Consider the following 23,706-nt stretch of genomic DNA (forward strand, 5'->3'; position numbering starts at 1 on the left):
AATTGGCGCACGTCTTAACCCTAGCGGCAAGGCCGGGCAAGTGAACCCTTCGTCGTAAACGGCAAAACGGCCTTGCTCATGGGCGATGGGGGTATGCCGGATGGGCAAAGGGGCGTCGCAGCTTGTCCTACACCGTCTTCCCTTCTCCCCTTGAGGGAGAAGGTGCCCGAAGGGCGGATGAGGGGTTCGGGACTATCCAGCAGCTTCGATTTTGCTGATAGGCCGGAACCCCTCACCCGTCTCGCGCTACGCGCGATCCACCCTCTCCCTCAAGGGGAGAGGGAAGGCTCCGTGCCCACCGCGTCCCGCAGCCCCTTGCCCAGATAGTCTTCCGACTGCATTTCCGTCAGTCGTGACAATGTGCGCTGGAATTCGAAGGCGGTTCTGTCGTCCGCGCCTAATTGCTCCAGCGGCACAGCGAAGCTGGCCGCCAGTTTCACGCCCCGGTCATAGAGCGAATCGATAAGCAGGATAAAGCGTTTGGCGGCGTCGGATCGCGTCCGGTCCATCTGCGGAATATTGTCGATGACCAGCGAGTCGAACTTGTGGGCGATGCGCACGAAATCGCGTGTGCCCAGCGGCTTCTCGCACAGGTCGGCGAAGCCGAACCGCGCCGCGCCCATGGCCATGAGCGGCACCGCGATCTGCCGGCCGATGCTGTCGACCTGCCCCGGAACACCCTGCTCGCCCCCGGTGATGCGCAGCCACAGGCGGTCCATGACGGCTTGCACTTCGGGACCGATGCCGAAGGCATAGACCTGCTGGCCGGCAAATTTCAACCGGCGGTAGTCCTGCTCGGAGGGCAGCGCGGCCACCAGTGTCTGCTCCTGGAGCAGCTTGATGAACGGCAGGAAGAGCTGGCGGTTGAGGCCATCCTTGTAGAGTCCGTCCGGCGGCACGTTGGAGGTGGCCACCAGCGTCACGCCGCCGGCAAAGAGCTTGCCGAACAGCCGATCGAGCAGCATGGCATTGGTGATGTCATGCACATGGAACTCATCCAGGCACAGCACGCGCAGGCCGGATTTGAGAATCGGCCGCACCACCGCCTCCACGGGATCGGCATTGTCGTCCCGCCCCCTGGCCGACTTGCGGAAAGCAGCGATGCCGACATGCACCTCGTCCATGAATTCATGGAAATGCAGGCGCCGCTTTTCCGGGAACGGGACAGCGGCGAAGAACAGGTCCATGAGCATGGTCTTGCCCCGCCCCACCTCGCCATGGAGATAGAGCCCGCGCACCGGCCGGCTCTTCTCGAAAAAGCCGAACAGGCGTTTCGGCCGGGCAGCGAGGAGATCAGCAAGAACGCGATCGAGCGCGCCCGCCGCATCGCGCTGCGCCGGATCGGAGGTCAGCGCGCCCCGAGCGACGAGATCGTCATAGGCGGCGCGGACGGGGTTTTTATTGGCTGAACCGGGCATTCTCAGAGACCTCATCCTGAGCTTGTCGAAGGACGAGGTCGTGCGCGCCGAAGCCTCGAATTCCCGACCTCGTGGTTCGACAAGCTCACCATGAGGTCTTCGATGCGGAGTGCTGTCGGAAGTTGGCCCTCGGGTCAAGCCCGAGGGCGGTCGGTGGATTGAGGCAACAAAAGAAAGCCGGCCCAATGGACCGGCTTGCCGTGGCTAGCGGGCCATGGAGACGGCCTGGCCGCCGCTGATCGTGCCGATATAGCGGCCGGCGCTGGGGGCCATGAAGGCGGCGATATTGCCGTTATCATCGTAAAGCTGGAGCTGGCTGCCGACCTGCTGCCAACCAGTGACGGAGGCAATCTGGGGCACGGTGCAGCCGGGGGCCGAAGCGCGATAATAATTGGTGCCGGTCTTGGCGGTGAGCGGCAGGTTCAGCCGGCAGGTCTGGCCGGCAGCCGTGACGTTCCAGGCGCCCTCGGGACCGACGGAAACGCCGGTCGACATCGGCTGGCCGAGCGTGGTGATCGACCCCGCGCCGGTGCCGGCGACCTGGGTGCTGCCGCCGACCTGCGTGCTCGCAGCCTGCTGGCCACCCAGGACCGGCTGGCCGGAAAGACCGGGAGCCGGCGTGCCGGTGGCGCCGCCCAGGGGCGGCAACGTGTTCTGCTGCACCGTCGAGGACTGCACAGGCTGGGCCTGCTGGGGCTGACCCACGACGTTGAGATTGGCGGTATTGGTCCGGCTCGATGGCGAGCAGGCCGCCACCAAGAGGGCAAACATTGCCAGGCCGGCCATGGACGAAGCGCCGCGCTTCCAATCCTGCATTGATCACTCCTGCCGCAAAGGCTTAATGAACATTAATACTTGTGGCGGCTTATATCGCAAAGCCCCCGCCCGGTTCAATCGCCCAACCCGCACTCTCTGCCATTTCATGCCATTGTGGCCGTTTTACGGGGCGGGCTGGCCCATATCCTTGAGCAATTCGCCCGCCAGAAGCATGGCATCTGCCGCCTCCTCCTCGGGCACTTCCAGAATGAACCCTTCAGGACCGAAAAGGTTCGGCACGCCCGGCAGCCCGCCCTCGCGCGGCTCCAGCGGGTGAAAGCCATGCGCCCGCAACGCAACGAGCAGGATGCGCGCCTGCGACTGGTTCTTCACCTGGGCGACGGGGGCGAAACGCATGAGGCGGCTCCTGGAGCTTTCGAGTGGTCCGGACCATTCATAGCCGCCGGGCCATGCCCGCGATAGAAAAAACGCCGCCTGCCCGCGCCCGTCGCCGGGATGTGACATCGGCCGGGCCATCTTTGCGATTGCCAAGCCGTCATCGAAATGTTGCACTTGGGGCTGACCTCGCCGCATGGTGATTTGCCCGTCGCCGGTGCGGCGGCATCGGTTTGGCCGGAGCAGGAATGGGCGCCTATATCATCCGCCGTCTCTTGCTGATGATTCCGACTGTGTTCGGCATCATGGTCTTGTCGTTTCTCATCACCCAATTCGCCCCCGGCGGACCGGTCGAGCAGGCCCTGGCCAATATTTCGGGCATGGGCGGCGGCGTCCAGGAACGCATCAGCGGCGGCGGCACCGGAGATTTCGTCGCCCAGCAGGGCCAGCAGCCGACTTCGGGCTATCGCGGCAGCCAGGGCCTGCCGCCCGAACTGGTATCGCGGATCGAAAAGCAGTTCGGCTTCGACAAGCCCCCGCTCGAACGCTTCGTCTCGATGATCGGCAATTACCTGCGCTTCGATTTCGGCCAGAGCTATTACCGCGACATTTCCGTGATCGATCTTATCAAGGAAAAGATGCCGGTCTCGATCTCGCTGGGCCTGTGGATGACGCTGATCGCCTATGGCGTCTCGATTCCGCTGGGCATCGCCAAGGCGCGGCGCGACGGCTCCCGCTTCGATGTCTGGACCTCGACCATCATCATCATCGGCTATGCGGTGCCCGGTTTCCTCGTCGCCATCGCGCTGGTCGTACTCTTTGCCGGCGGCTCCTTCTGGTCGATCTTTCCGCTGCGGGGCCTCACCTCCCCGGGCTGGGAGCATTTTCCCTGGTGGCGGCAGGTGCTGGACTATTTCTGGCACCTGGTCCTGCCCATCACCGCCATGGGCCTGGGCGCCTTCGCCACCGCCACCATGCTGACCAAGAATTCCTTCCTCGACGAGATCGGCAAGCAATATGTGGTGACGGCGCGGGCCAAGGGGCTGACCGAGCGCCGGGTGCTCTACGGCCATGTCTTCCGCAATGCCATGATGCTGATCATTGCCGGCTTTCCCGGCGCTTTTATCGGTGTGTTCTTCGGCGGCTCGCTCCTGATCGAGACCATCTTCTCGCTCGACGGCCTGGGGCTGCTCGGCTTCCAATCGGTGGTGACGCGGGATTATCCGGTGGTCTTTGCCACGCTCTACATCTTCTCCCTGCTCGGCCTGATCATCGGGCTGATCTCCGACCTGGCCTATATGTGGGTCGATCCCCGGCTCGATTTCGAAAGCCGCGACGTATGAGCCTGTCGCCGCTCAACCAGCGCCGGCTCGCCAATTTCCGCGCCAATGGCCGCGGCTGGTGGAGCCTGTGGATTTTCCTCTTGCTCTTCATCGTGACGCTGGGCGCCGAATTCCTCGCCAATGACCGGCCCATCCTCGTCTCCTACAAGGGCGAGCTGATGGTGCCCGCGCTGGTCGACTATCCTGAATCCAAATTCGGCGGCTTCTTCGCCAGCACCAATTTCCGCGACACCTTCATTGCCGGGGAAATCGAGGCCAATGGCTGGATGATCTGGCCGCCGGTGCGGTTCAGCTACGGCACGGTGGACCCCTATATCGCCTTTTCCGGAGCCAATCCGCCGAGCTGGATGCTGAGCCGGGAGACCATCTGCCAGCGCTATCCGCTGGGCGTGGACGATCCCGATTGCGTGCCCGGCAATTACCATTACCTGGGCACCGACGATCGCGGCCGCGACGTGCTGGCCCGGCTGATCTACGGCTTTCGCATCTCCATCCTGTTCGGGCTGGTGCTCACCGCCGCCTCCTCGGTGATCGGGGTGGCGGCCGGCGCGGTGCAGGGCTATTTCGGCGGCTGGGTCGATCTCATCGCCCAGCGGCTGATCGAAATCTGGACCTCGGTGCCCTCGCTCTACCTGCTGCTGATCATTTCTTCGGTGATCGCGCCCAGCTTCTGGGTGCTGCTGGGCATATTGCTCCTGTTTTCCTGGGTGACGCTGGTGGGCATCGTGCGGGCCGAATTCCTGCGCGCCCGCAATTTCGAATATGTCAGCGCCGCGCGCGCCCTGGGCGTCTCCAACCTCACCATCATGTGGCGGCACCTCTTGCCCAACGCCATGGTGGCGACGCTGACCTTCATGCCCTTCATTCTCTCCGGCTCGGTGGCGACGCTCACCTCGCTGGATTTCCTCGGCTTCGGCCTGCCGCCCGGCTCCCCCTCGCTGGGCGAGCTGCTGGCCCAGGGCAAGAACAACCTCCAGGCGCCCTGGCTGGGCCTCACCGGCTTTTTCACCATCGCCATCATCATGACGCTGCTGGTCTTTATCGGCGAGGCGGTGCGCGATGCCTTCGATCCGCGGAAGACCTTCCGATGAGCGCGCTGCTTTCCGTCCGCGATCTCGACATCGGTTTCGGCCCCTTCGCCGCGACGAAGAAGGTTTCTTTCGACATCGCGCCCGGCGAGACCATGGCGCTGGTGGGCGAGAGCGGTTCGGGCAAATCGGTGACGGCGCTCTCGGTGCTGCGGCTGCTGCCGCCATCGGCGCAGCTCTCGGGATCGATCCGCTTCGACGGGGAAGAATTGATAAGCGCCAGCGAAGCCGCCCTGCGCGGCGTGCGCGGCAACGATGTCGGCATGATCTTCCAGGAGCCGATGTCCTCGCTCAACCCGGTGCACACGATCGGCCGGCAGGTGGCCGAAGTTCTGATGCTGCACCAGGGCCTGCGCCCCAATGCCGCCCGCGCCCGCGTGGTGGATTTGCTCGAAGCGGTCGGACTGCCCGATCCGGCCCGGCGGCTCGACGACTATCCGCACCAGCTTTCCGGCGGGCAGCGCCAGCGGGTGATGATCGCCATGGCCCTGGCCAATGATCCGAAATTGCTGATCGCCGACGAGCCGACCACGGCGCTGGACGTGACGGTGCAGGCGCAAATCCTGGCGCTGCTGAAGGACCTGCAGCGCCGGAACGGCATGGCCATGCTGTTCATCACCCACGATCTCAACATCGTCCGGCGCATCGCCGACCGGGTCTGCGTGATGAAGGATGGCGAGATCGTCGAGACCGGGCCGGTGGAAACCATCTTCGCCGACCCGCACCATGCCTATACCCGCCACCTCCTGGCAACGGAACCGCGCGGCACGGCGCTGGCGCCGCTGGCGGACGCGCCAAGCGTGCTGGAAGCGGAAGACCTCAAGGTCTGGTTCCCCATCAAGCGTGGATTGCTGCGGCGGACGATCGGCCATATCCGCGCCGTGGACGGGGTGAGCCTTTCCATCCGCAAGGGCGAAACGCTGGGCGTGGTGGGCGAAAGCGGCTCGGGCAAGTCCTCGCTCGGCTATGCGCTTCTGCGACTCATCCCGTCCCGGGGCCGCATCGTGGCGCTGGGCCATCGGATCGATGAGCGCTCCTGGCGGGCGCTGCGGCCCTTGCGAAAACAGATGCAGATCGTGTTCCAGGACCCCTTCGGCTCGCTGAGTCCGCGCCTATCGGTCACCCAGATCGTCGAGGAAGGGTTGCGCGTGCACATGCCGCGGCTCAAGCCGGCGGAGCGCGCCGAAAAGGTAGCCGCGGCCCTGCGCGAAGTGGGCCTTGACCCGGAAACCGCCCATCGCTATCCGCACGAATTTTCCGGCGGTCAGCGCCAGCGCATCGCCATTGCCCGCGCCCTGGTGCTGGAGCCGGACCTGGTGGTGCTGGACGAGCCGACCTCGGCGCTGGACGTCTCCATCCAGGCCCAGGTGATCGACCTGCTGCGCGCCGTGCAGCAGAAACGCGGCCTCAGCTATCTCTTCATCAGCCACGATCTCAAGGTGGTGCGCGCCCTGGCCCATCGCCTGATCGTCATGCGCAATGGAATTGTGGTGGAGGAAGGCCTGGCCGCCGACATCTTCGCCGCGCCGCACGAGGATTATACCCGCCAGCTCATGGCCGCCGCCTTCGATATCGCCGCCCCGGAAAGCGTGAAGCCCGATGGATTGCCGACAAACCCGGCCAGCGACTAAGCTCCTGCCGAACACCAGATGCGGAACCGCACCATGACGCTCTCGACCAAGCTCGCCTCCCTCGCCCTTGCCGGATTGCTGGCCCTTGCCGGCCCGGCCCTGGCGCAGACGCCGACCGGCACCTGGGTCCACGCGGATTCGCTGACGGAAACCCCGAAATATCCCGAAGGCTTCACCCATTTCGACTACGTCAATCCCGAGGCGCCCAAGACCGGCACGGTGCGCATCGGCACCAATGGCACCTTCGACACCTTCAACCCGATCCTGCCCCAGGGCGCGGCGGCACGGGGCCTCGGCCTCGTCTACGAAACGCTGCTGACCCCTTCCATGGACGAGGTGAATACCTCCTATGGCCTATTGGCCGAGGCGATGAAGGTTGCCGACGATTACGGCGCGGTGACCTTCCGCATGGATCCCGAGGCCCGCTGGCATGACGGCGAACCGGTGACGGCCGAGGACGTGGTCTGGTCGTTCGAAAAGGTGACCGAGCTCAGCCCGATCTATGCGCAATATTACGCCAATATCGTCAGCGCCGAGGTGACCGCGCCGGGCGAGGTCACCTTTACCTTCGACCAGAAAGGCAATCGCGAATTGCCGCACATTCTGGGCCAGCTCCTGGTGCTGCCGCAGCATTGGTGGGAAGGCACCGATGCCCAGGGCAAGGCGCGCAATATCGGCGCCTCCACGCTCGAATCGCCGCTGGGCTCAGGGCCGTACCGGCTCGCCAGTTTCGATGCGGGCCGCACGATCACCTATGAGCACGTCGAGGATTACTGGGCCAAGGACCACCCCACCCAGGTCGGCACTAACAATTTCGACACCTACCGCGTCGAATATTTCCTCGATGAATCGGTGTGGTTCGAAGCCTTCAAGGGCGACCAGTTCGATTGGTGGAGCGAATATACCGCCCGCCGCTGGGCCACCGGCTTCGACTTCCCCGCCGTGGCCGACGGCCGCGTGGTGCGCGAGGAATTCCAGCAGGATGGCAATGGCCGCGGCGAGATGACCGGTTTCATTCCCAATCTGCGGCGGGACAAGTTCCAGGACGAGCGGGTGCGCGAGGCGCTGAACTATGCCTTCGATTTCGAGGAGCTCAACGCCACCGTGTTCTACGGACAATATGAGCGCATCGACAGCTTCTTCTTCGGCCTGCCCTTCGCCTCGTCCGGCCTGCCGGAGGGGGAGGAGCTGGAGGTGCTCGAAAGCGTGCGCGACCTGGTGCCGGCATCGGTGTTCACCGAGCCCTATACCAATCCGATCGCGGGCGATCCGGCCCGGCTGCGCGCCAACCTGCGGACCGCTTTGACCCTGCTCAACGAGGCCGGCTACAACCTGGACGGCAACCGGCTGGTGGACGCCAACGGCACCCAGCTCGCCTTCGAAATCCTTATGCACCAGACCTCGCTGGAGCCCATCGCGCAAAATCTGATCACCAATCTGCGCCAGATCGGGGTGGCGGTGACGCTGCGCATGGTGGACACGCCGCAATATATCAACCGGCTCCGCAGCTTCGACTACGACGTGATCTATGCGAACTGGGCACAATCCTTCTCCCCCGGCAACGAGCAGCGCTATTTCTTCGGCTCGAGCTCGGTCGATGAGGAAGGCTCGCAGAACTATGCCGGCATCGCCGATCCGGGCGTCGACGCCTTGATCGACAAGCTGATCGTCGCCGATGACCGCGAGACCCAGCTTGCCGTAACGGCCGCCCTGGACCGCGTGCTGCTGCACCATCATTACGTGGTGCCGGGCTATGCGCTCACCTATTCCCGCACCGCCCGCTGGGACCGCTTCAGCCGGCCCGAAACCCTGCCCGACTTCTCGAACGGCTTCCCCACCATCTGGTGGTGGGACGCCGAAAAGGCGGCAAGGACCGGCGGAGCCGGGGCGGAGTAGGACGCAGCAAGCTCGGCTCGTTCTTCCCCCTCCCCCTTGCGGGGAGGTTACGGCTCAATCCCCTCCCTCCTGGGGCACGGCTATCGCATATGGGCCGATAGGATCGAGGAGGCCATCCCCCTCCCCATCCCTCCCCGCAAGGGGGAGGGTGCCGAGCCGGTGTATGACGCAAAAACCTGCCCCAAACTGGATACAGCACCTCCCCCTTGACGGGGGAGGATGGGAGGGGGTGCCGGCAAGCACGAGACATTTGCCCATATTCGATAGCCCTGCCGTCAAGAGGAAGGGCGGACAGGAGCCGCGCCAGTCGTGTGGGCCGCAGCACATTGTCCGCCGCCACCATCCTGCCCTCGGCTCGAAACCCTAATAATCGCGTTCGTAGAACACGCCGATGCTGGAATTGCCGTCCTGGCCGGCAGCGCCCTTGATGGTGAGGTCGTTGGTGACGTCGAGATTGATGGTCACCTTGGACTGGCCATTGGCGCCGGCGGTGACGCCGAGATAGACGTTGTCCTGGATATAGGCGCCGGCCTGGACGCCGACATTGCCGGCATCGTCGGTAACGATATCGAGATCGGCCAGGCCCGCCGCGCCGCGCAGGCTTTCCACCAGCCCGCCGCCACCGCCCCCGCCGACCAGCTCGGCCGCCGCGGCCGCCAATTGCGCCAATTGGATCGGCGACAATTCCCCCATGGACCGGTTGAAGATCAGCCGGCTCAGCACTTCATCCTGCGGCAGGGCGGGATTGGAGCTGAAGGTGATGTCGGGATCCGAGGCGCGGCCGGCCACGATGACGAAGACGGTGATGTCGTCGCCTTCAGTGCGCGCCACGAAATTGAGCTGCGGGTCGAGATCGCCCAACAGGGTCACCGTGCCGCTTTCGAAGGTGACGCGCTGGCCCAATATGGCGAGCCGGCCGCGCGTCAGCGAGAAAGCGCCGACCGGGTGGATGGCAGTGAGCGGGCCGGTGAGGCGGACCGAGCCGCCCACTTCTGCATCCAGCCCGCGACCACGGATGAAAATCTGGTTGGGTGCGTTCACATTGATATCGAGCAACAGGTTTGGCCCGCCACCGGTCGCCGACATGCCGGTGCGCTCGTCGATACGGGCGCGATCCAGCGTCTGCTGCACCGGGCCGGGTATGCGCCGATGCTGCACATCGATCAGCTCGGCGCCGCCGCCCAGGCTTTCCGGCACGATGATATTGGCCTGTTCGACCAGCACATTGCCCGAAAGCAGCGGCGAACCGGTGAGATTGCCGGTGAGCGTCAATCCGCCCGACAGGGTGGCGACGAAAAGCGAGCCATCGGCATAGCGCGCCGAATTGATGTTGAGCGAGAGATTGGCGGGCATGCCGCCGCTCAGTCCCACGCTGCCGGAGGCCGAGAGCGAGCCGCCGGTGGCCAGGCTGGCCGTGAGGCTTTCCACATTGGCGCTGGTGCCGTTGAGCGCGATGCGGCCGGCAATATTGGTGAGGCGCAGATTGAGTTCGGGATCGACATAGCCGGCGCCACTGGTGGACACCGCGCCCGAAAATTGCGGGCTGGCCAGCACGCCGGAAATGCGCGCGTCGAAATTGGCCGTGCCGGACAATTGCCCGCCCCGATCGCTCACGAAACGATTGGCCAGGGCCAGCGGGGCCGAGCCATTGAGCGTCAGGGCCATGGCCGTCCCATCAAGCGGCACGCGGCCCGAACCGGCGACCGACAGTCCACCATTGCCATTGGCGCTGAGCGCGTCGAGCACCAGCACCTGTCCGGCATAGGAACCATTGGCCGAAAGGCCGAGCGGCGCAATGCCGAACGGTGCGATGGCGCTGGCGCCGATGCCGGCCGCCCGCGCCTCGAACCGCACCTGCGGATCGCTGGCCGCGCCCGAGATCGTGGCCCGGCCATTGACGGTGCCGGAAAGCCCCAGATCGGGCGCCACCGCATTGGCGATGGACAGCGGCAGGTCGGAAATATCGACCACCATGTCGAGGGCATTGCCGGCGCTGCCGGTGGCCGTGATGCTGCCCGAGCCGACCGTGAAGCGCACGGCGTCGAGCGCCACGCTGTCGCCGCGCACGGCAAGGGCGGTCGGATTGGCCAGGCGCGCCGAGAGCGCGCCCTGCACCAGCGCGGCGCGATCTAGGGCCAAGCGATAGCCGCCATCGACCGGGCTCAGCGACCCGGCCACGTCGATATCGGTGCCGGTGGCGAGCGCCGCCTGGGCATCGAAGCTGGTGGTCTCCCCGCTCTGGCTGGCGCGGGCCTCGATACTGTTCACGGTGACGCCGCCGGCCATTACATCGCTGGCCGTGGCGGTGCCGTTGATCACCGGCACGCCGAAGAGATCGGCGAGACCCGCCGAAATGTCGGCGCGGCCGATGCGGATATCGTTGATGCGCAGATCGGCGGCATTGGCGGTGATGCCGGCCCCCTGCCCGCCATCCTGCGGGGTCAGCTCAATGGCAGCATTGACGGCGCCGGAAGCCTCGGTCAGCAGCAGGGCCGCCGCCAGCGTCACGTCGGTCGCCGCGACGTCGAGCCGCCCTTGCAACAGGCCGGTTTCGGTCATGCGGGTCACATTGCCCGACACGCGGGTGCCGGCGATGTCGAAGCCGAGGTCCGAGAGCGCCTGGCGTTCCGCATCGGTTTCAAAATGGCTGTTCAGCGTGGCGCGGTGCCCGTCCAGCATGGCCGAGCCGGTGACATCGCCGCTGAGCGTGCCGTCGATGAGATTGGCGGCCAGGCCAACCTGCGCGTCGCGCAGGCCATGTGTGCCCAGCCGGCCCTGCGGCACGCTGCCGTCGAGCAGCAGCACCAGCGGCGCATCGGCCGCGGTCGAGCGCGCCGACCCGCGCAATGCCAGGGCGCCGGCGGCATCCTCGGCGACGAGGCCGAGATCGGCCAGGTCCAGCGCGATGTTGAAATCCGACACGTCGCTGGCAAAGCTGCCATCGGCGCGGAACTGCACCTGATTATTGGCGATGGTGAAATCATTCGCCGTGATGCCGGCGCTCGTCCGGGCCAATTGCCCCGAAAGCTTAACCTCGCCCTCGAGCAGGGCATCGGCCACCGGATCGTCCACGCTCAGATTGGTTCCGATGCCGTCGAAGGTGAGATCGAAACCGCCGCTCAGCGGCATGATGCGGCCTTGGGCGGCAAGGTCCAGCGAACCGCCGAGATCGCGGCCGGCCATGGCGGAGAACGGCGCAATATTGCCCGTTTCGAGCGCGATGCGCCCGTCGAAATCGGTGCCATCGATAATGCCGGAAAGCCCGGCCGTCAGCGCCGCGCCGACGACGCGGAATTCGGCCAGTTGGATCGGCTCGCCGGCATTCCACAGGCCCGCAAGGCCAAGGCCGACGCTGTCGCCAAGGGCGGCCTTGACCCCGGCATCCGCATTGATGCCGGCCAGCGTGCCGTCGCCATTGAAGGTAACCATGCGGCTGGCCGGGTCTTCGAGATTGCGCGCCACGCCGCCAACGGACAGGCCGAAGGTTTCGGCGGCAAAACCGGCCGTATCGAAGCCGGCAATGTCGAAATTGGCCTGCCATTCGTCGCCCGCATCGGTGCCGAATTGCACCGCCAGCGCCGCCGATTGCACCTGGGTGGCATTGCCGGGCACCGGCAGGGTAACCAGGCCGCCCGCCGGATCGGCGACATTGGCGGTGAGGTCGAGCCGGGTGAGGAAATTGTCGGCGCTCGTGCTGGCGCTGGCCGAGAGGCCGAGCTGGCCGCCGCTGAGGCTAAGAGCGGAAATCTCCAGCCCGCCGGCATCGCGCAGCAGCGCATTGGCGCTTAGCCGGGTTTCGGCGCCGAAAAACGGGCGATAGGGCGCGGCCATCAGGGTGGAGAGCGGCCCGCCTAGATCGGCATCGATGGCCAGCCCGTCCGCCTGCTGCGCGATGATCGCCGTGCCCGCCAGGGCCTCGCGGTCATTGGCCAGCAGGCGCATCTGCGCGGTGAGGTCAGCCACCGGCCCCTCGCCCTCCAGCGTCAGCGTCATGGCCGGCCGGCCTTCGATATTGAGCAGGTTCGCGATCACACCATTGGGCGGCTCGACCAGGGACAGGCCCAGATCGATGGCATTGGTCTCGCGCCGATAGGACACGTCGAGGTCCAGCGTGCCGCCCGGCCCGTCCAGGCGCTCGATATCGAGCACCGCATCGAGATTGCCGCCTTCCAGCGTCATGGAGCCAGCCAGCGAAATCTCCGAGGCCAGGCCGAAGACGCCCTCCCCGAAGGTGACGCTGGGCACGGCCAGCTCGCCGAGCTGGATGGCCACGGGAAATTCGGGAATCTCGAGGCTTCCCGCTTCGGGCGGTGGCAGGTCCACCGCGCCTTCGACAGGAATGGCGTTGCGCACGTAATCGATGGACTCGGCGCGCAACGAGCGCACGTCCAGTCGCCCGGTGAACAGGGCCGCCTGGTTCCAGTTGAGGCTGGCATTGTTGACGCGCAGCCAGACCCCTTCGGCGTCGGAAATGGTGATCTGGCGGATCGAGACGTCGGAGCCCAGGATGCCGTCGATATTGGAGAGCCGGATCTGCCGCTCGGGGGTGGAAAGCTGCCCCTCGACGAAGCTGGTCAGCCAGTCCTTCTGCTCTTCATTGTTCATGTCCTGCGCGACAAGCGCCACCGGAACGGCGGCGGAGCCAACCAGAAGGGCGGCGACCAGCAGGAGTTTTGGAGAAGCAAGCCGCATCAGAAAGCCTGCCCGATACCAGCATAGATGGCATAGTCGGAATCGCCCGGCCGCTTGTTGAGCGGCACGGCCACATCGAGCCGCAACGGCCCGAGCCCGGTATAATAGCGGAGGCCGAGGCCCGCGCCGAGGCGCAAATCCTCGAGGCCCGGGAAGACGTCGGCGGCGACATAGCCGCCATCGACAAAGCCCACCACGCCGATATTCTCGGTGACCTTGGCGCGCGCCTCCAGGGAGGCTTCCAGCAGATAGCGCCCGCCGGTCACATTGCCCGAGCCGTCATCGACGCCGATGGACTTGAAAGCATAGCCGCGCACCGAGCCGCCGCCGCCGGCAAAGAACAATTTGTCGGGCGGTATCTCGCTGAGGTCCGGCCCGAGCAATGCGCCGCCCTTGACGCGCCCGGCCAGGACGAAGGGATCGTTCTCCCCGAAGCCGAAATAGGTGCGCGCCTCGGCTTCCACGCGCAGGCCGGTATTGCCATAGACGAAATCGTAATAGGGCTCGACATTGCCGGCGGCATACCAGCCCTCGGTCGGATCGACGCTGCTGTCGCGCCCGTCGAAAACCACTCCGGCATAGACACCTGCCGTGGCGAAATCGCGGGTGCCGAAATCGTCATCGAACCGGGCCCGCTTGACGCTGGCGCCGCCGCTGAAGGTCAATTCATCCGAGAAGAACCAGGTAAGCCCCAGCCGGCCCGCGGCGGATGTCTCGGTATAGGTGGGATAGATGGTGCGCTCCGCCGAAATCGCCGCCACCAGGTCCACGTCGGGATGGTAGAAGCCCGGCTTGGTGAAGGTGCCGCCGGCGAAATAGTCGAACTCGGCCGTGTCGACCGGAAAGGCGATGCTGGCAATGCGCGCATCGAGCCGCAGCCGTTCGGCCTGCCCGAACAGGTTGCGCCACAGATGGTAGCCTTCGAGCCCCAGCCCATCGAGGGTGGAGAAGGTTGCGCCCGCGCCGAAACGGCGGCCGGGCAATTCCTCCACGATCAGCTCATAGGGCAGCAGCCCGTCCGCGCCGATGGATTGCGCCGCCTCGAGCCGCGCCGAGCGGAAGACTTCCAGCCGGTCGAGACGCTTCTGCGCCCGCCGCAGATCGTCGGGGTCATATTCCTGGCCCACGGCGAGGCCGGTCTGCTGCGCCACGAAATCGGGATTCATGCGCGTCGTGCCGGTGACACTTACCGGCCCGAAAGCGGCATGGCGGCCGGGATTGATGGTGATGGTGGCGTCCACCGAATTGGTCGCATGATCGGCGACCACGTCGCGGGACACGATCTCGGCCTTGGCGTAGCCCAGCTCGCGCCAGGCCTCCACAGCCAATTGCTCGGCCCGCAGGATCACCGCCGAGCGCGCGACTTCGCCGGCGCCGAACCCGCGCATCACCGGCAGGTCGACCTGATCGCCGGGATCGTCGGTGGGCGGCGCCTGGTTGACGATATTGACATTGGCGAAGCGGAACAGCGGACCGGCCGAAACCACGATCGTCACGTCCACCGGATCGGGCAGATTGGTATCGGGCGCCAGATTGGCGGCCTCTACCCCACCGATGCGGATGCTGACCGAGCCGCCATAATAGCCCTCGCCATAAAGCGCGGCCAGCAGGCGCCGGTAATCGCCCCGCGCCTTGGCGATCAGTCCGGCCGCGCCCGAGGCGGGCTCGTTCTGGTCGGCGAGCAGGGCCGAGGCATTGCGCAGGGCCGATTCCACGCCGCCACCCTCGCTGGAGGTGAACGTGACGATATAGGGTTGCGGATCGACGATTACCGCCTCGGCATCGAGATCGGACTGGTCATCGAAAAACTTGATGCCGAACAATTCGAAAGCATGCACGGGCAGGCTCGCGCCGGCGGAAACCGCCACGGCAAGGCACAAGGCGCCAAAACTCGTTACAAGACGCGCGCGCAGTGGTCTATCCGCCCTTTTACTCTTCAACCAAACCGGGCCGAAGCCGAACATTGCCGCAGGGGCGGAAAGATTCCGTTAAGCCTTTGGCCGGCCCCTTCGCGTCTGCCCAACTGGCGACGATTTCATGGCAAGTTTAGGACCGGATGGCGCGAAGGACCACCCTTGGCGATCCATTCGTGTCCATTGCAGGCGCCAAGCGTGGCCGATGGGCAACGGGTGGTTGGCCGGCTATTCCCGCGCCAGCGGGGTAATCGCTTTGCCTCGGCCGATGACGTTAGCTATCGTCAGGCCGGATTGATGTTTGGAAAGGTTGACGCCCCCGACACCGGCGTTACCCTCGACCCGTTTCAAAAACCGCTTTTTCAGGATGGCTATGTACCAGCTGCTCGATCCCAGCCGTTTCGTCGTTTTCATCACCGGCGCCACTTCGGGCTTCGGCGCGGCGGCGGCACGCCGCTATGTGGCCGCCGGCGGCAAGGTGATCGCCACCGGCCGCCGCGAAGACCGCCTGATCGCGCTGCGCGACGAGCTCGGCCACGACAATTGTCATATCGTGCCGCTCGACGTGCGCGACCGCGCCGCGATGGAAGCGGCTGTCGCCGCCATTCCCGCCCCCTTCGACGCCATCAATATCGTGCTGGCCAATGCGGGCCTCGCCCTGGGCCTGCAATCGGCGGCCGAGGCCGATCTGGATGATTGGCAGACCATGATCGACACCAATATTTCGGGCCTCGTCTATACGGTGCGCCTGCTCCTGCCCGGCATGATCGCGCGGGGCGGCGGCCATGTGGTGACCCTGGGGTCGGTGGCGGGCGAATTCGCCTATCCCGGCGGTTCGGTTTATGCGGCGACCAAGGCCTTCGTGAAGCATTTCGCCCTCGCCATCCGCTCCGACCTGCAGGGCAAGAATGTCCGCGTCACCGACATCCAGCCGGGCCTCACCGAAACCGAATTCTCGCTGGTGCGCTTCAAGGGCGACGAGGGCAAGGCGGCCCAGCCCTATTCCGATACCAAGGCCATGAGCGCCGAGGATATCGCGGAGTCCATCTTCTGGGCCACGTCGCTGCCCGAACATGTAAACGTCAACAAGATCCAGCTGATGGCGACGACGCAGGCGATCGGGCCATTCGACATCTACCGGGAGAAGTAGGAAGGGGACTGCATCCCCGCCCTGCGCTGTTCAAAATAGAACGCATCATCCCCAAGTAGACCTCATCCTGAGCCTGTCGAAGGACGAGGTCGTGGCACTTAGGCTTCAGCATGCCCGACCTCGTGGTTCGACAAGCTCACCATGAGGTCTCTCGGACTAAAGCCCCAGGAACGCGGCGCTGTCCGGGTCGACCGGAATGCCGTTCGCGCGGCGCTCTTCCATCTCTGCCCATTCCCGGTCGCCCGGCGCCATCACCCGCCCGCCGGGGCGCGCCGGGGACGTTCTGAGACTGAACAGATATTGGGTGATCGCCGCCCCGAAAGCGGCCCGCCCGGCAAACTTGTCCGGGTCGATGACCAGCACGAAATGGCCCATGTTCCGCGGCGTCGAAATATCGTCCGTGCCATACATGGGGATGAAATCGGGATCGAGCGTGGTGCCGGTCAGCAGCGCCGAGAACAGCGTCGCCACCCCGGCCAGCGCCGCGCCCTTATAGCCGTAATCCACCCCGCCCAGCGGCAACAGCATGTCGGCCACATGCGGATCGGTCGTCGGCACGCCCTCGGGTGTCGCGGCGACGCCCTCGGGCAATTCGCTGTCGAGCGAACGGTGCAGCAAGACCCGGTTGAGGGGAATGGAGCTGGTGGCCATGTCGAGCAGCCAGGGCCTGGTGCCCGGCACCGGGGCGGCGAAGGCCAGCGGATTGGTGCCGTGGAATTTCTGTGCCCCGTCGAACAGGGCCACCATGGAATCGGTATTGGTGGTGGCGAAGGTGACGAAGCCCTGCTCGGCCCCCGCCAGCGCATAGGCGCCCGCCGCGCCAAGATGGGAGGAATTCTTCACCCCCACCGCGCCGATTCCGGCTTCGCGCGCCAATTCCATGCCCATTTCCACCGCCTTATAGGCGGCATAATGGCCCAACCCGTCATCACCATCGACCATGGCGCTGCCGGCGCCGCGGCGATCCACCTTGATATCGGGCTGCCGATTCAGCCGCCCGCCTTCCAGCATGCGGCAATAATGGCCGGTGAGGCGCACGCCATGGCTGTCGACGCCGACCAGCGAGGCGTGCAGCATCGCCTTCACCGCCGCGGCGCGGGACTCCGCGCTGGCGCCCGCCTCCGCCAGACGGGCATCGACCCGCTCGCGCAAAAGGGCTTCGGGAAAGCGCGGTGCCGTCGGCTTCTGCATGGTCTTTTCCTCAAACGCTGGGGTCACCTATAACAGCATCCACACCAGCGCAGCACCATCCCATGCCGGTCCCGCATGCCGCCATTGCAACTTTATGCTGGCACTCCCCGCCCCGGGAGCTATTGTGGCGGACAAAGTTGAGACCAAGCCCATGCCGAACGCCCCCGATCCCGTCACCCGCAATCTGTGGTATGTCGTGGCCGCCACCGACGAATTGCCCCCCGGACAGGTCGAGACCACAATGCTGCTCGATACGAACCTGGCCATGACCCGCGGCGCGGATGGCGAGCCGGTCGTCTGGCTGCGCGGGGATGAGGAAAAAGGCGACGAAATCGATGCCGAAACCATTCTCGACCGCCTGCCGGTGAAGAACGCCTATGGCTATACCTGGACATGTCTCGGCACGCCCGATGCCGATCTCTTCCCCATTCCCGAATTCGCCGAACCCGACCGCAAGAACATGAGCTGCGGCTCCATCGGTATCCACGTCTCCGCCCCGCGCGCGGTCGAGAACTTCCTCGACATGGGCCATTTCCCCTATGTCCATACCGACATTCTGGGTGCCGAGCCGCATACCGAGGTCAAGGAATACGACGTCGAGGTTTCGGAAGAGCGTGACGAGGTCCTGGCCACCCGCTGCCGCTTCATCCAGCCACGCGCGGCCAAATCCGCAACCAGCGCGATGGAGGTGGAATATGTCTATCGCGTGCCGCATCCCTTCTGCTCGGTGCTTTACAAATCCTGCCCCGAGGACGAGAGCCGCCAGGACGTCATCGGGATTTTCCTCCAGCCCATGACCGAGGAAAGCTGCCGGGCGCACCTGCTGCAATCGATGATCGACTCCTATTCGACCATCAAGGACATGCGCCGTTTCCAGCAGACCATTTTCGGCCAGGACAAGCCGATCCTGGAAAACCAATATCCCAAGAAGCTGCCGCTCGACCCGCGCGCCGAAACCCCGATCCGCGCCGACAAGAGCGCCATCGCCTATCGGAGATGGCTGAGCCAGAAGGGGATTACCTATGGAGTGATCCCCCAAGCGAGCTGATGCTCTTTGTCTCTCCCTCGGGGAGGTCGGCGCAAGGCGCCGAGTGAGGGCCTACTGCAAACGCGGTATCTGCCAAAGGCCCCTCCCCCAGCCCTCTCCCCCAAGGGAGCGGGAGTCAGAGTCCCGTACGCCAGGACCGCGACTTATCTGCCAATTCGATCGTGGCGCGATCCTCAAACTCTGGATCTGATCGACATGCCCCTGTCCCTCTCAGACCCCACCTGGTACCCCATCGCTTCGAGCGAGGACCTGCCGTTCCGCCATGTCTATCAAGGCCAGTTGCTGGGCCGGGAACTGGCCGTTTGGCGCGCAGATGACGGCAATGTGAATATCTGGGAGAACCGGTGCCTGCATCGCGGCGTGCGCCTGTCGATCGGCATCAATGAAGGCCAGGAGCTCAAGTGCCAATATCACGGCTGGCGCTATGCCAACCGCTCCGCCGGCTGCACCTATATTCCGGCCCATCCCGCCGACGCACCGGCCCGGCGCATCGAAAACCGCAAATATCCGGTTCGTGAAGCCTTCGGCCTGATCTGGTCGGCCGCCAATGACGAGCGGCCTTTCACCCCATTCGACGGAGCCGAGGGTAAGGACTGGTTTGCCCTGCGCCCCATGCCGGTCAATGCCGAGCCCGAGGACGTCGTGGCCGGGCTCGCCCGGTTGGCGCCCGATGACCAGCCCGCCGACCTGTTGCCCGGCCTGGCTGTGCAATTGGGTGCGGTGCTCTATTTCGTCCAGCCGATCGACGCGGCGCGCGCCGTCATTCGCGGCCTCCTGCCCGAACGGCCCAGCGACGAGATGACCACATTGCGCCATTACAACGAGGTGCTGACCAAGCTGCGCGACCGGCTGGAACGCGCCGCCGCCCGGAAAGAAGCGCCGGCCCCGCTGACGCCGCTCTACGAAAAGGTCTCCGCCGACCTCGCCACCATGCCCGATATCGCCATTCCGCGCGGCAATACGTTCAACGTCGTGGTCAGGCGCAAATGGCAGAACGCCGATGGCGTCATCAGCTTCGAGCTGGCGGACCGCGACGGCAAGCACTTGCCCACCTTCCAGCCGGGCGCCCATATCGACGTGCATCTGCCCAATGGCCTGGTGCGCCAATATTCGCTGACCAATGGCCCGGGCGACCTGATGAGCTATGTCATCGGCGTCAAGCAGGAAAGCGCGAGCAAGGGCGGCTCCAAGGTGCTGGTCGAAAGCGTGCGCGAGGGCGACGTGCTGGCGATTTCCGAGCCGCGCAACAATTTCCCGCTGCGCCGCGACGCCACCCGGACCCTGCTGATCGCCGGCGGCATCGGCATCACGCCGCTCCTGTCCATGGCGCGCTTCCTCGACAAGTCCAGCCTGCCCTATGAACTGCATTACTTCGTGCGCGCCGGCGAGAATGTCGCCTTCAAAAGCGAGCTCGAGGTGCTGCATGGCCGGGTGGATACCCATATCGGGCTGGCGCGCGAGGCGATCCGCGAGAAGGTGAACGCCCTGCTCGGCCCCTATCAATTCGCCAATCACGTCTATATCTGCGGCCCCGGGGCCATGCTGGAAATGGTGCAGGAGGTGGCCGCCGCGCTCGGCTGGCCCGACGATGCGGTGCATTTCGAATATTTCCAGAACGACAAGGTCATCGATTCCTCCTCGTCCTTCGATATCGAGCTGGCCCGCTCGGCCATGACCCTGCATGTGCCGGCCGGCAAGACCATCCTCGAAACCATGCGCGAGGCGGGCCTCACCGTGCCCTCCTCCTGCGAGCAGGGGGCTTGCGGCACCTGTCTCACCACGGTCATGGAGGGTGAGGTGGACCACCAGGACGTCTATCTGAACAAGACCGAGAAAGCCTCCCATACCTGCATGATGACCTGCGTGAGCCGCGCGAAATCCGGGCGGCTGGTGCTGGATATTTGAGATGAACGCCAGGGCTTCGGCCTGCGCCTCCCTCCCCCTTGAGGGGAGGGATCGAGGATGGGGGTTCCGGCCCATCCTCACATTCCTAGCGCGACCAAGCCGCCTGAACCCCCACCCTAGCCCTCCCCTCAAGGGGGAGGGGACAGATCGAGCCAGGCCCGCCCCATGATCACCCTCTACGACTTCGAGCTCTCCGGGAACTGCTACAAGCTGCGCCTGCTGATGAGCATTCTCAACCTGCCCTATGAGATCGTTCCGGTGGATTTCTTCCCCGGGCGCGAGCACAAATCGGACTGGTTCCTGCGCCTCAATCCCTTCGGCCAGCTTCCGGTGCTGCAGGACGGCGATCTGACGCTGTCCGATTCCGGCGCCATCCTCGCCTACCTTGCCAGCAAATACGACGGCTCCGGCCTCTGGTTTCCGAACGATCCGGCGATCATAGCCGAAGTGCTGCGCTGGCATGCCGTGGCCGACGATATCACCGCCACCTCCTCCGCCGCGCGGCTGGCCCTGGGCTATGATTATCCCTTCGACATCGAAAAATCCCAGAAGGGCGCCCACCGCATCTTCCGCATCATGGACGAGCATTTGTGGTTCGGCGAGAAGCAAGGGCGCGACTGGCTCTGCACGCCCGCGCACCCTACCACTGCCGACATTGCCTGCTTCCCCTATGTCATGCTGTCCGAGGAAGGCGGGATTTCGCGTCAGGATTATCCGGCCCTGCGGCGCTGGACGGACCGGGTGCGGCGCATTCCGGGCTTTACGGTGATGTCGGGGATATTCCCCGCCGGCAAGGCGCTGGAACAGGCGTGATGAGGGCAAAAACCCAAGCTGCGGCTGGAAACCGATGGCCAATGCCGCTATTGGCTTGTGTCAAATCGAGGAGAAAATCCCCATGATTATCGAGCCCAAGATCCGCGGCTTCATCTGCACCACTGCCCATCCGACCGGCTGCGCCACCAATGTGCAGCGCCAGATCGACCATGTGACGATCAAGGGCGCCATCCCCTCGGACCGCAAGCGCGTGCTCGTGCTCGGCTGCTCGACCGGCTATGGCCTGGCCTCGCGCATCGTCACCACTTTCGGTTCCGATGCCGACACGGTGGGGGTTTCCTTCGAGCGCGAGCCCGGCGAAGCCAAGCCCGCGTCCGCCGGCTGGTACAACAATCGCGCCTTCGAGAACCGCGCCCGCGCCGCCGGCCGCAAGGCGATCACCATCGAGGGCGACGCGTTTTCCGATGCGGTGAAGGCCGAGACCATCGAGGCCATCAAGGCCAATCTGGGTCAGGTCGATCTCGTGGTCTATTCGCTGGCCTCCCCGGTCCGCACCGATCCCAAGGACGGCATCACCTATCGCTCGGCCATCAAGCCCTATGGCAGCCAGGTGACCTCCAAGACGCTCAATACCGGCACCGGTGAAGTCTCTGAAATTACTGTCGAGCCCGCCACCGAGGAAGAAGCGGCAGCCACCGTCAAGGTCATGGGTGGCGAGGATTGGGAGCTCTGGATCGCCGCACTGGCCGAAGCCGGCGTGCTGGCCGACAATTTCCTCACCCTCAACTACACCTATCTCGGGTCCGAGCTGACCTGGCCTATTTACCACAAGGGCACTTTGGGCAAGGCCAAGGCCGATCTCGACCGCGCCGCAGCCGCCATCCGCGACACCCATGGCAACCATGCCGCCCATGTCGTGGCGCTGAAGGCCGTGGTGACCCAGGCCAGCTCCGCCATTCCGGTCGTGCCGCTCTATGGCACGCTCTTGATCAAGGTCGAGGACGAAATGGGGCTCGGCGAGGGCCCGATCCAGCAGATCGACCGCCTATTCCGCGACAAGCTCCAGGGTGGCCTGGACCTCGACGATGAACATCGCATCCGCGTCGACGACTGGGAATTGTCCGAAGCCATGCAGGCCGAGCTGACGCGGCGCTGGGCCGAGCTCACCACCGAAACGCTTCCGGCCCTGGCCGACCTGCCGAAATATCGCGAGGAATTCCTGAAGCTGTTCGGCTTTAGCGTCGGCGGCGTCGACTATTCCAAGGATGTCGATCCGCGCGTGGTCGAGTAAGTTTCACCTGCGCCGACACTTTAATTTGTCATCATTGCCGGGCTTGTCCCGGCAATCCATGCCGCAGCAAACTGGATCACCGGGACAAGCCCGGTGATGACGACGGACAAAAATGTCCGGAAACCTGGCAATTACTATACCGGCGGGTAGGTATGCTCACCACCCTGCCAGTCGCGCACTGTAAAGCACCCATCGCTACCCACGATGGAGGCCGCCCCGATATCGGCCTTGCCGTGTCCCCCGGGAATATCGAGCACATAGGTCGGCTGGGCGAGCCCCGAAATGCGCCCGCGCAAGGCGGCGACGAGCGCCTGGCCTTCCTCGATGTTCACCCGGAAATGGCCAGTGCCGGGCGCCAGGTCCGGATGGTGCAGATAATAGGGCCGGATGCGGTTTTCGACGAAGCCCCGCATCAATGCGGCCAAGGTCTCGACATCGTCATTGACGCCCCGGAGCAGGACGCTCTGGCTGATCAGTACGATGCCCCCCGCAATTAGCCGGTCGAACCCGGCTCGCGCCGCCGCGCTCAATTCACGCGGATGATTGGCATGGACGGCGAGATAGGTGGTCTTGCCGCTGGCCCTGAGCGCCGCCACCATGTCCGCATCGATCCGCTCCGGCTCGACCACCGGCACGCGCGTATGGAACCGCACGACCTTCACATGCGCGATGCCGGCCAGCCTTTCCATGATCGCCCGCAAGCGGCGCGGCGACAGAACCAGCGGATCGCCACCGGTGAGGATCACTTCCCATATCTCGTCGTGGTCCGCGATATAGGCCGTGGCCGCATCGAGTTCGGCCGGCGTCAGCGTCCCCAGCCCCTGCGGCCCCACCATTTCCCGCCGGAAACAGAAGCGGCAATAGACCGGGCAGACATGCACGGCCTTGAGCAGCACCCGGTCGGGATAGCGATGCACGATGCCTTCGACCGGCGAATGGGTGAGGTCGCCGATTGGATCGGCCCGCTCCTCCGGCGTAGTGACCAGTTCGGCGGCGGATGGCACGAACTGGCGGGCAATCGGGTCTTCGGGATCGGACGGATCGATCAGGTCCAGCATGGCGGGGGTAATGCCGATGGCGTATTTTTCAGCGACGGGCGCGAGGCTGTCGCCAACAGCAATGAGGTGAGCGGCCTCAAGGTCGGATATCGACTTCAGCGCAGCGCCCCTCACCCTAACCCTCTCCCCGGAGGGGCGAGGAGACGATGGAGCCAA

Annotated in this window: 16 protein-coding genes; 9 read left to right on the forward strand and 7 right to left on the reverse strand. The window is 65.1% G+C overall.

Annotated elements, in window-relative coordinates; all coding sequences use genetic code 11:
* Positions 1 to 269: 269 nt before the first annotated feature.
* The 3 genes from zapE to A3840_RS19445 form a co-directional block, all read right to left on the reverse strand.
* Complete coding sequence (gene zapE / locus A3840_RS10330; RefSeq protein WP_067455893.1) at positions 270 to 1,418, reverse strand: cell division protein ZapE; 1,149 nt, start codon at positions 1,416 to 1,418, stop codon at positions 270 to 272.
* 204 nt (positions 1,419 to 1,622) lie between these two features.
* Positions 1,623 to 2,234 carry an AprI/Inh family metalloprotease inhibitor gene (locus A3840_RS10335; protein ID WP_067455895.1) on the reverse strand — a complete coding sequence of 204 codons (612 nt, stop codon included), beginning with the start codon at positions 2,232 to 2,234 and terminating at the stop codon, positions 1,623 to 1,625.
* A 123-nt stretch (positions 2,235 to 2,357) separates the two neighbouring features.
* Positions 2,358 to 2,591, reverse strand: a complete 234-nt coding sequence (locus tag A3840_RS19445; RefSeq protein WP_131798300.1) for a hypothetical protein — start codon at positions 2,589 to 2,591, stop codon at positions 2,358 to 2,360.
* Between the two features lie 227 nt (positions 2,592 to 2,818).
* Here A3840_RS19445 and A3840_RS10345 point away from each other — a divergent pair, with 227 nt between their 5' ends.
* Genes A3840_RS10345 through A3840_RS10360 form a run of 4 tightly spaced genes read left to right on the forward strand, consistent with a single transcriptional unit; the run spans position 2,819 to position 8,528 of the window.
* The gene (locus tag A3840_RS10345; protein WP_067455900.1) at positions 2,819 to 3,913 is read left to right on the forward strand and encodes a microcin C ABC transporter permease YejB; all 1,095 of its coding nucleotides are present in this window, start codon (positions 2,819 to 2,821) and stop codon (positions 3,911 to 3,913) included.
* Complete coding sequence (locus A3840_RS10350) at positions 3,910 to 5,004, forward strand: ABC transporter permease (protein ID WP_067455903.1); 1,095 nt, start codon at positions 3,910 to 3,912, stop codon at positions 5,002 to 5,004. Before A3840_RS10345 ends, A3840_RS10350 begins: the two co-directional genes overlap by 4 nt.
* A complete protein-coding gene (locus A3840_RS10355; protein ID WP_067455905.1) occupies positions 5,001 to 6,632 on the forward strand; it encodes an ABC transporter ATP-binding protein in 1,632 nt (543 codons plus the stop codon). The genes A3840_RS10350 and A3840_RS10355 overlap by 4 nt, the downstream gene beginning before the upstream one ends.
* A gap of 33 nt (positions 6,633 to 6,665) precedes the next feature.
* Positions 6,666 to 8,528, forward strand: a complete 1,863-nt coding sequence (locus A3840_RS10360; protein ID WP_067456353.1) for an extracellular solute-binding protein — start codon at positions 6,666 to 6,668, stop codon at positions 8,526 to 8,528.
* Positions 8,529 to 8,891: 363 nt separating this feature from the next.
* On the opposite strand, the gene A3840_RS10365 is transcribed toward A3840_RS10360, so the two are convergent.
* Both A3840_RS10365 and A3840_RS10370 read right to left on the reverse strand, forming a co-directional pair.
* Positions 8,892 to 13,220 carry a translocation/assembly module TamB domain-containing protein gene (locus tag A3840_RS10365; protein WP_067455907.1) on the reverse strand — a complete coding sequence of 1,443 codons (4,329 nt, stop codon included), beginning with the start codon at positions 13,218 to 13,220 and terminating at the stop codon, positions 8,892 to 8,894.
* The gene (locus A3840_RS10370; protein ID WP_245676594.1) at positions 13,220 to 15,088 is read right to left on the reverse strand and encodes an autotransporter assembly complex protein TamA; all 1,869 of its coding nucleotides are present in this window, start codon (positions 15,086 to 15,088) and stop codon (positions 13,220 to 13,222) included. Before A3840_RS10370 ends, A3840_RS10365 begins: the two co-directional genes overlap by 1 nt.
* A 418-nt stretch (positions 15,089 to 15,506) precedes the next feature.
* Here A3840_RS10370 and A3840_RS10375 point away from each other — a divergent pair, with 418 nt between their 5' ends.
* Positions 15,507 to 16,283: an SDR family NAD(P)-dependent oxidoreductase gene (locus A3840_RS10375; RefSeq protein WP_067455910.1), complete on the forward strand. Its 777-nt coding sequence runs from the start codon at positions 15,507 to 15,509 to the stop codon at positions 16,281 to 16,283.
* 156 nt (positions 16,284 to 16,439) lie between these two features.
* Here the strand turns inward: A3840_RS10375 and A3840_RS10380 are convergent, their stop codons facing one another.
* Positions 16,440 to 17,474 carry an Ldh family oxidoreductase gene (locus A3840_RS10380; protein WP_067455916.1) on the reverse strand — a complete coding sequence of 345 codons (1,035 nt, stop codon included), beginning with the start codon at positions 17,472 to 17,474 and terminating at the stop codon, positions 16,440 to 16,442.
* Positions 17,475 to 17,625: 151 nt separating this feature from the next.
* Here A3840_RS10380 and A3840_RS10385 point away from each other — a divergent pair, with 151 nt between their 5' ends.
* The 4 genes from A3840_RS10385 (at position 17,626) to fabV (ending at position 22,492) form a co-directional block, all read left to right on the forward strand.
* Entirely contained in the window at positions 17,626 to 18,522 is an 897-nt protein-coding gene (locus tag A3840_RS10385; RefSeq protein WP_067455919.1) for an aromatic ring-hydroxylating oxygenase subunit alpha, read from the forward strand.
* 195 nt (positions 18,523 to 18,717) lie between these two features.
* The gene (locus A3840_RS10390) at positions 18,718 to 20,427 is read left to right on the forward strand and encodes a Rieske 2Fe-2S domain-containing protein (RefSeq protein ID WP_067455922.1); all 1,710 of its coding nucleotides are present in this window, start codon (positions 18,718 to 18,720) and stop codon (positions 20,425 to 20,427) included.
* A gap of 165 nt (positions 20,428 to 20,592) precedes the next feature.
* Entirely contained in the window at positions 20,593 to 21,240 is a 648-nt protein-coding gene (locus A3840_RS10395; RefSeq protein WP_067455925.1) for a glutathione S-transferase family protein, read from the forward strand.
* A gap of 82 nt (positions 21,241 to 21,322) precedes the next feature.
* On the forward strand, positions 21,323 to 22,492 hold the full coding sequence (fabV, locus tag A3840_RS10400; protein ID WP_067455928.1) for an enoyl-ACP reductase FabV: 1,170 nt from the start codon (positions 21,323 to 21,325) through the stop codon (positions 22,490 to 22,492).
* 134 nt (positions 22,493 to 22,626) lie between these two features.
* Here the strand turns inward: fabV and A3840_RS10405 are convergent, their stop codons facing one another.
* Positions 22,627 to 23,664: a lysine-2,3-aminomutase-like protein gene (locus A3840_RS10405; RefSeq protein ID WP_067455931.1), complete on the reverse strand. Its 1,038-nt coding sequence runs from the start codon at positions 23,662 to 23,664 to the stop codon at positions 22,627 to 22,629.
* Between the last annotated feature and the right edge of the window lie 42 nt (positions 23,665 to 23,706).

This window comes from Devosia elaeis (assembly GCF_001650025.1).
Lineage (GTDB): Bacteria > Pseudomonadota > Alphaproteobacteria > Rhizobiales > Devosiaceae > Devosia > Devosia elaeis.

What these genes read in the sequence shown, in the direction of transcription:
- A3840_RS10350 (WP_067455903.1), top strand. Translation starts at nt 3,910, where the DNA reads ATGAGCCTGTCGCCGCTCAACCAGCGCCGGCTCGCCAATTTCCGCGCC.
- fabV (WP_067455928.1), top strand. Translation starts at nt 21,323, where the DNA reads ATGATTATCGAGCCCAAGATCCGCGGCTTCATCTGCACCACTGCCCAT.
- A3840_RS10360 (WP_067456353.1), top strand. Translation starts at nt 6,666, where the DNA reads ATGACGCTCTCGACCAAGCTCGCCTCCCTCGCCCTTGCCGGATTGCTG.
- A3840_RS10365 (WP_067455907.1), bottom strand. Translation starts at nt 13,220, where the DNA reads ATGCGGCTTGCTTCTCCAAAACTCCTGCTGGTCGCCGCCCTTCTGGTT.
- zapE (WP_067455893.1), bottom strand. Translation starts at nt 1,418, where the DNA reads ATGCCCGGTTCAGCCAATAAAAACCCCGTCCGCGCCGCCTATGACGAT.
- A3840_RS10390 (WP_067455922.1), top strand. Translation starts at nt 18,718, where the DNA reads ATGCCCCTGTCCCTCTCAGACCCCACCTGGTACCCCATCGCTTCGAGC.
- A3840_RS10375 (WP_067455910.1), top strand. Translation starts at nt 15,507, where the DNA reads ATGTACCAGCTGCTCGATCCCAGCCGTTTCGTCGTTTTCATCACCGGC.
- A3840_RS10335 (WP_067455895.1), bottom strand. Translation starts at nt 2,234, where the DNA reads ATGCAGGATTGGAAGCGCGGCGCTTCGTCCATGGCCGGCCTGGCAATG.
- A3840_RS10355 (WP_067455905.1), top strand. Translation starts at nt 5,001, where the DNA reads ATGAGCGCGCTGCTTTCCGTCCGCGATCTCGACATCGGTTTCGGCCCC.
- A3840_RS10385 (WP_067455919.1), top strand. Translation starts at nt 17,626, where the DNA reads ATGCCGAACGCCCCCGATCCCGTCACCCGCAATCTGTGGTATGTCGTG.
- A3840_RS10395 (WP_067455925.1), top strand. Translation starts at nt 20,593, where the DNA reads ATGATCACCCTCTACGACTTCGAGCTCTCCGGGAACTGCTACAAGCTG.
- A3840_RS19445 (WP_131798300.1), bottom strand. Translation starts at nt 2,591, where the DNA reads ATGCGTTTCGCCCCCGTCGCCCAGGTGAAGAACCAGTCGCAGGCGCGC.
- A3840_RS10380 (WP_067455916.1), bottom strand. Translation starts at nt 17,474, where the DNA reads ATGCAGAAGCCGACGGCACCGCGCTTTCCCGAAGCCCTTTTGCGCGAG.
- A3840_RS10345 (WP_067455900.1), top strand. Translation starts at nt 2,819, where the DNA reads ATGGGCGCCTATATCATCCGCCGTCTCTTGCTGATGATTCCGACTGTG.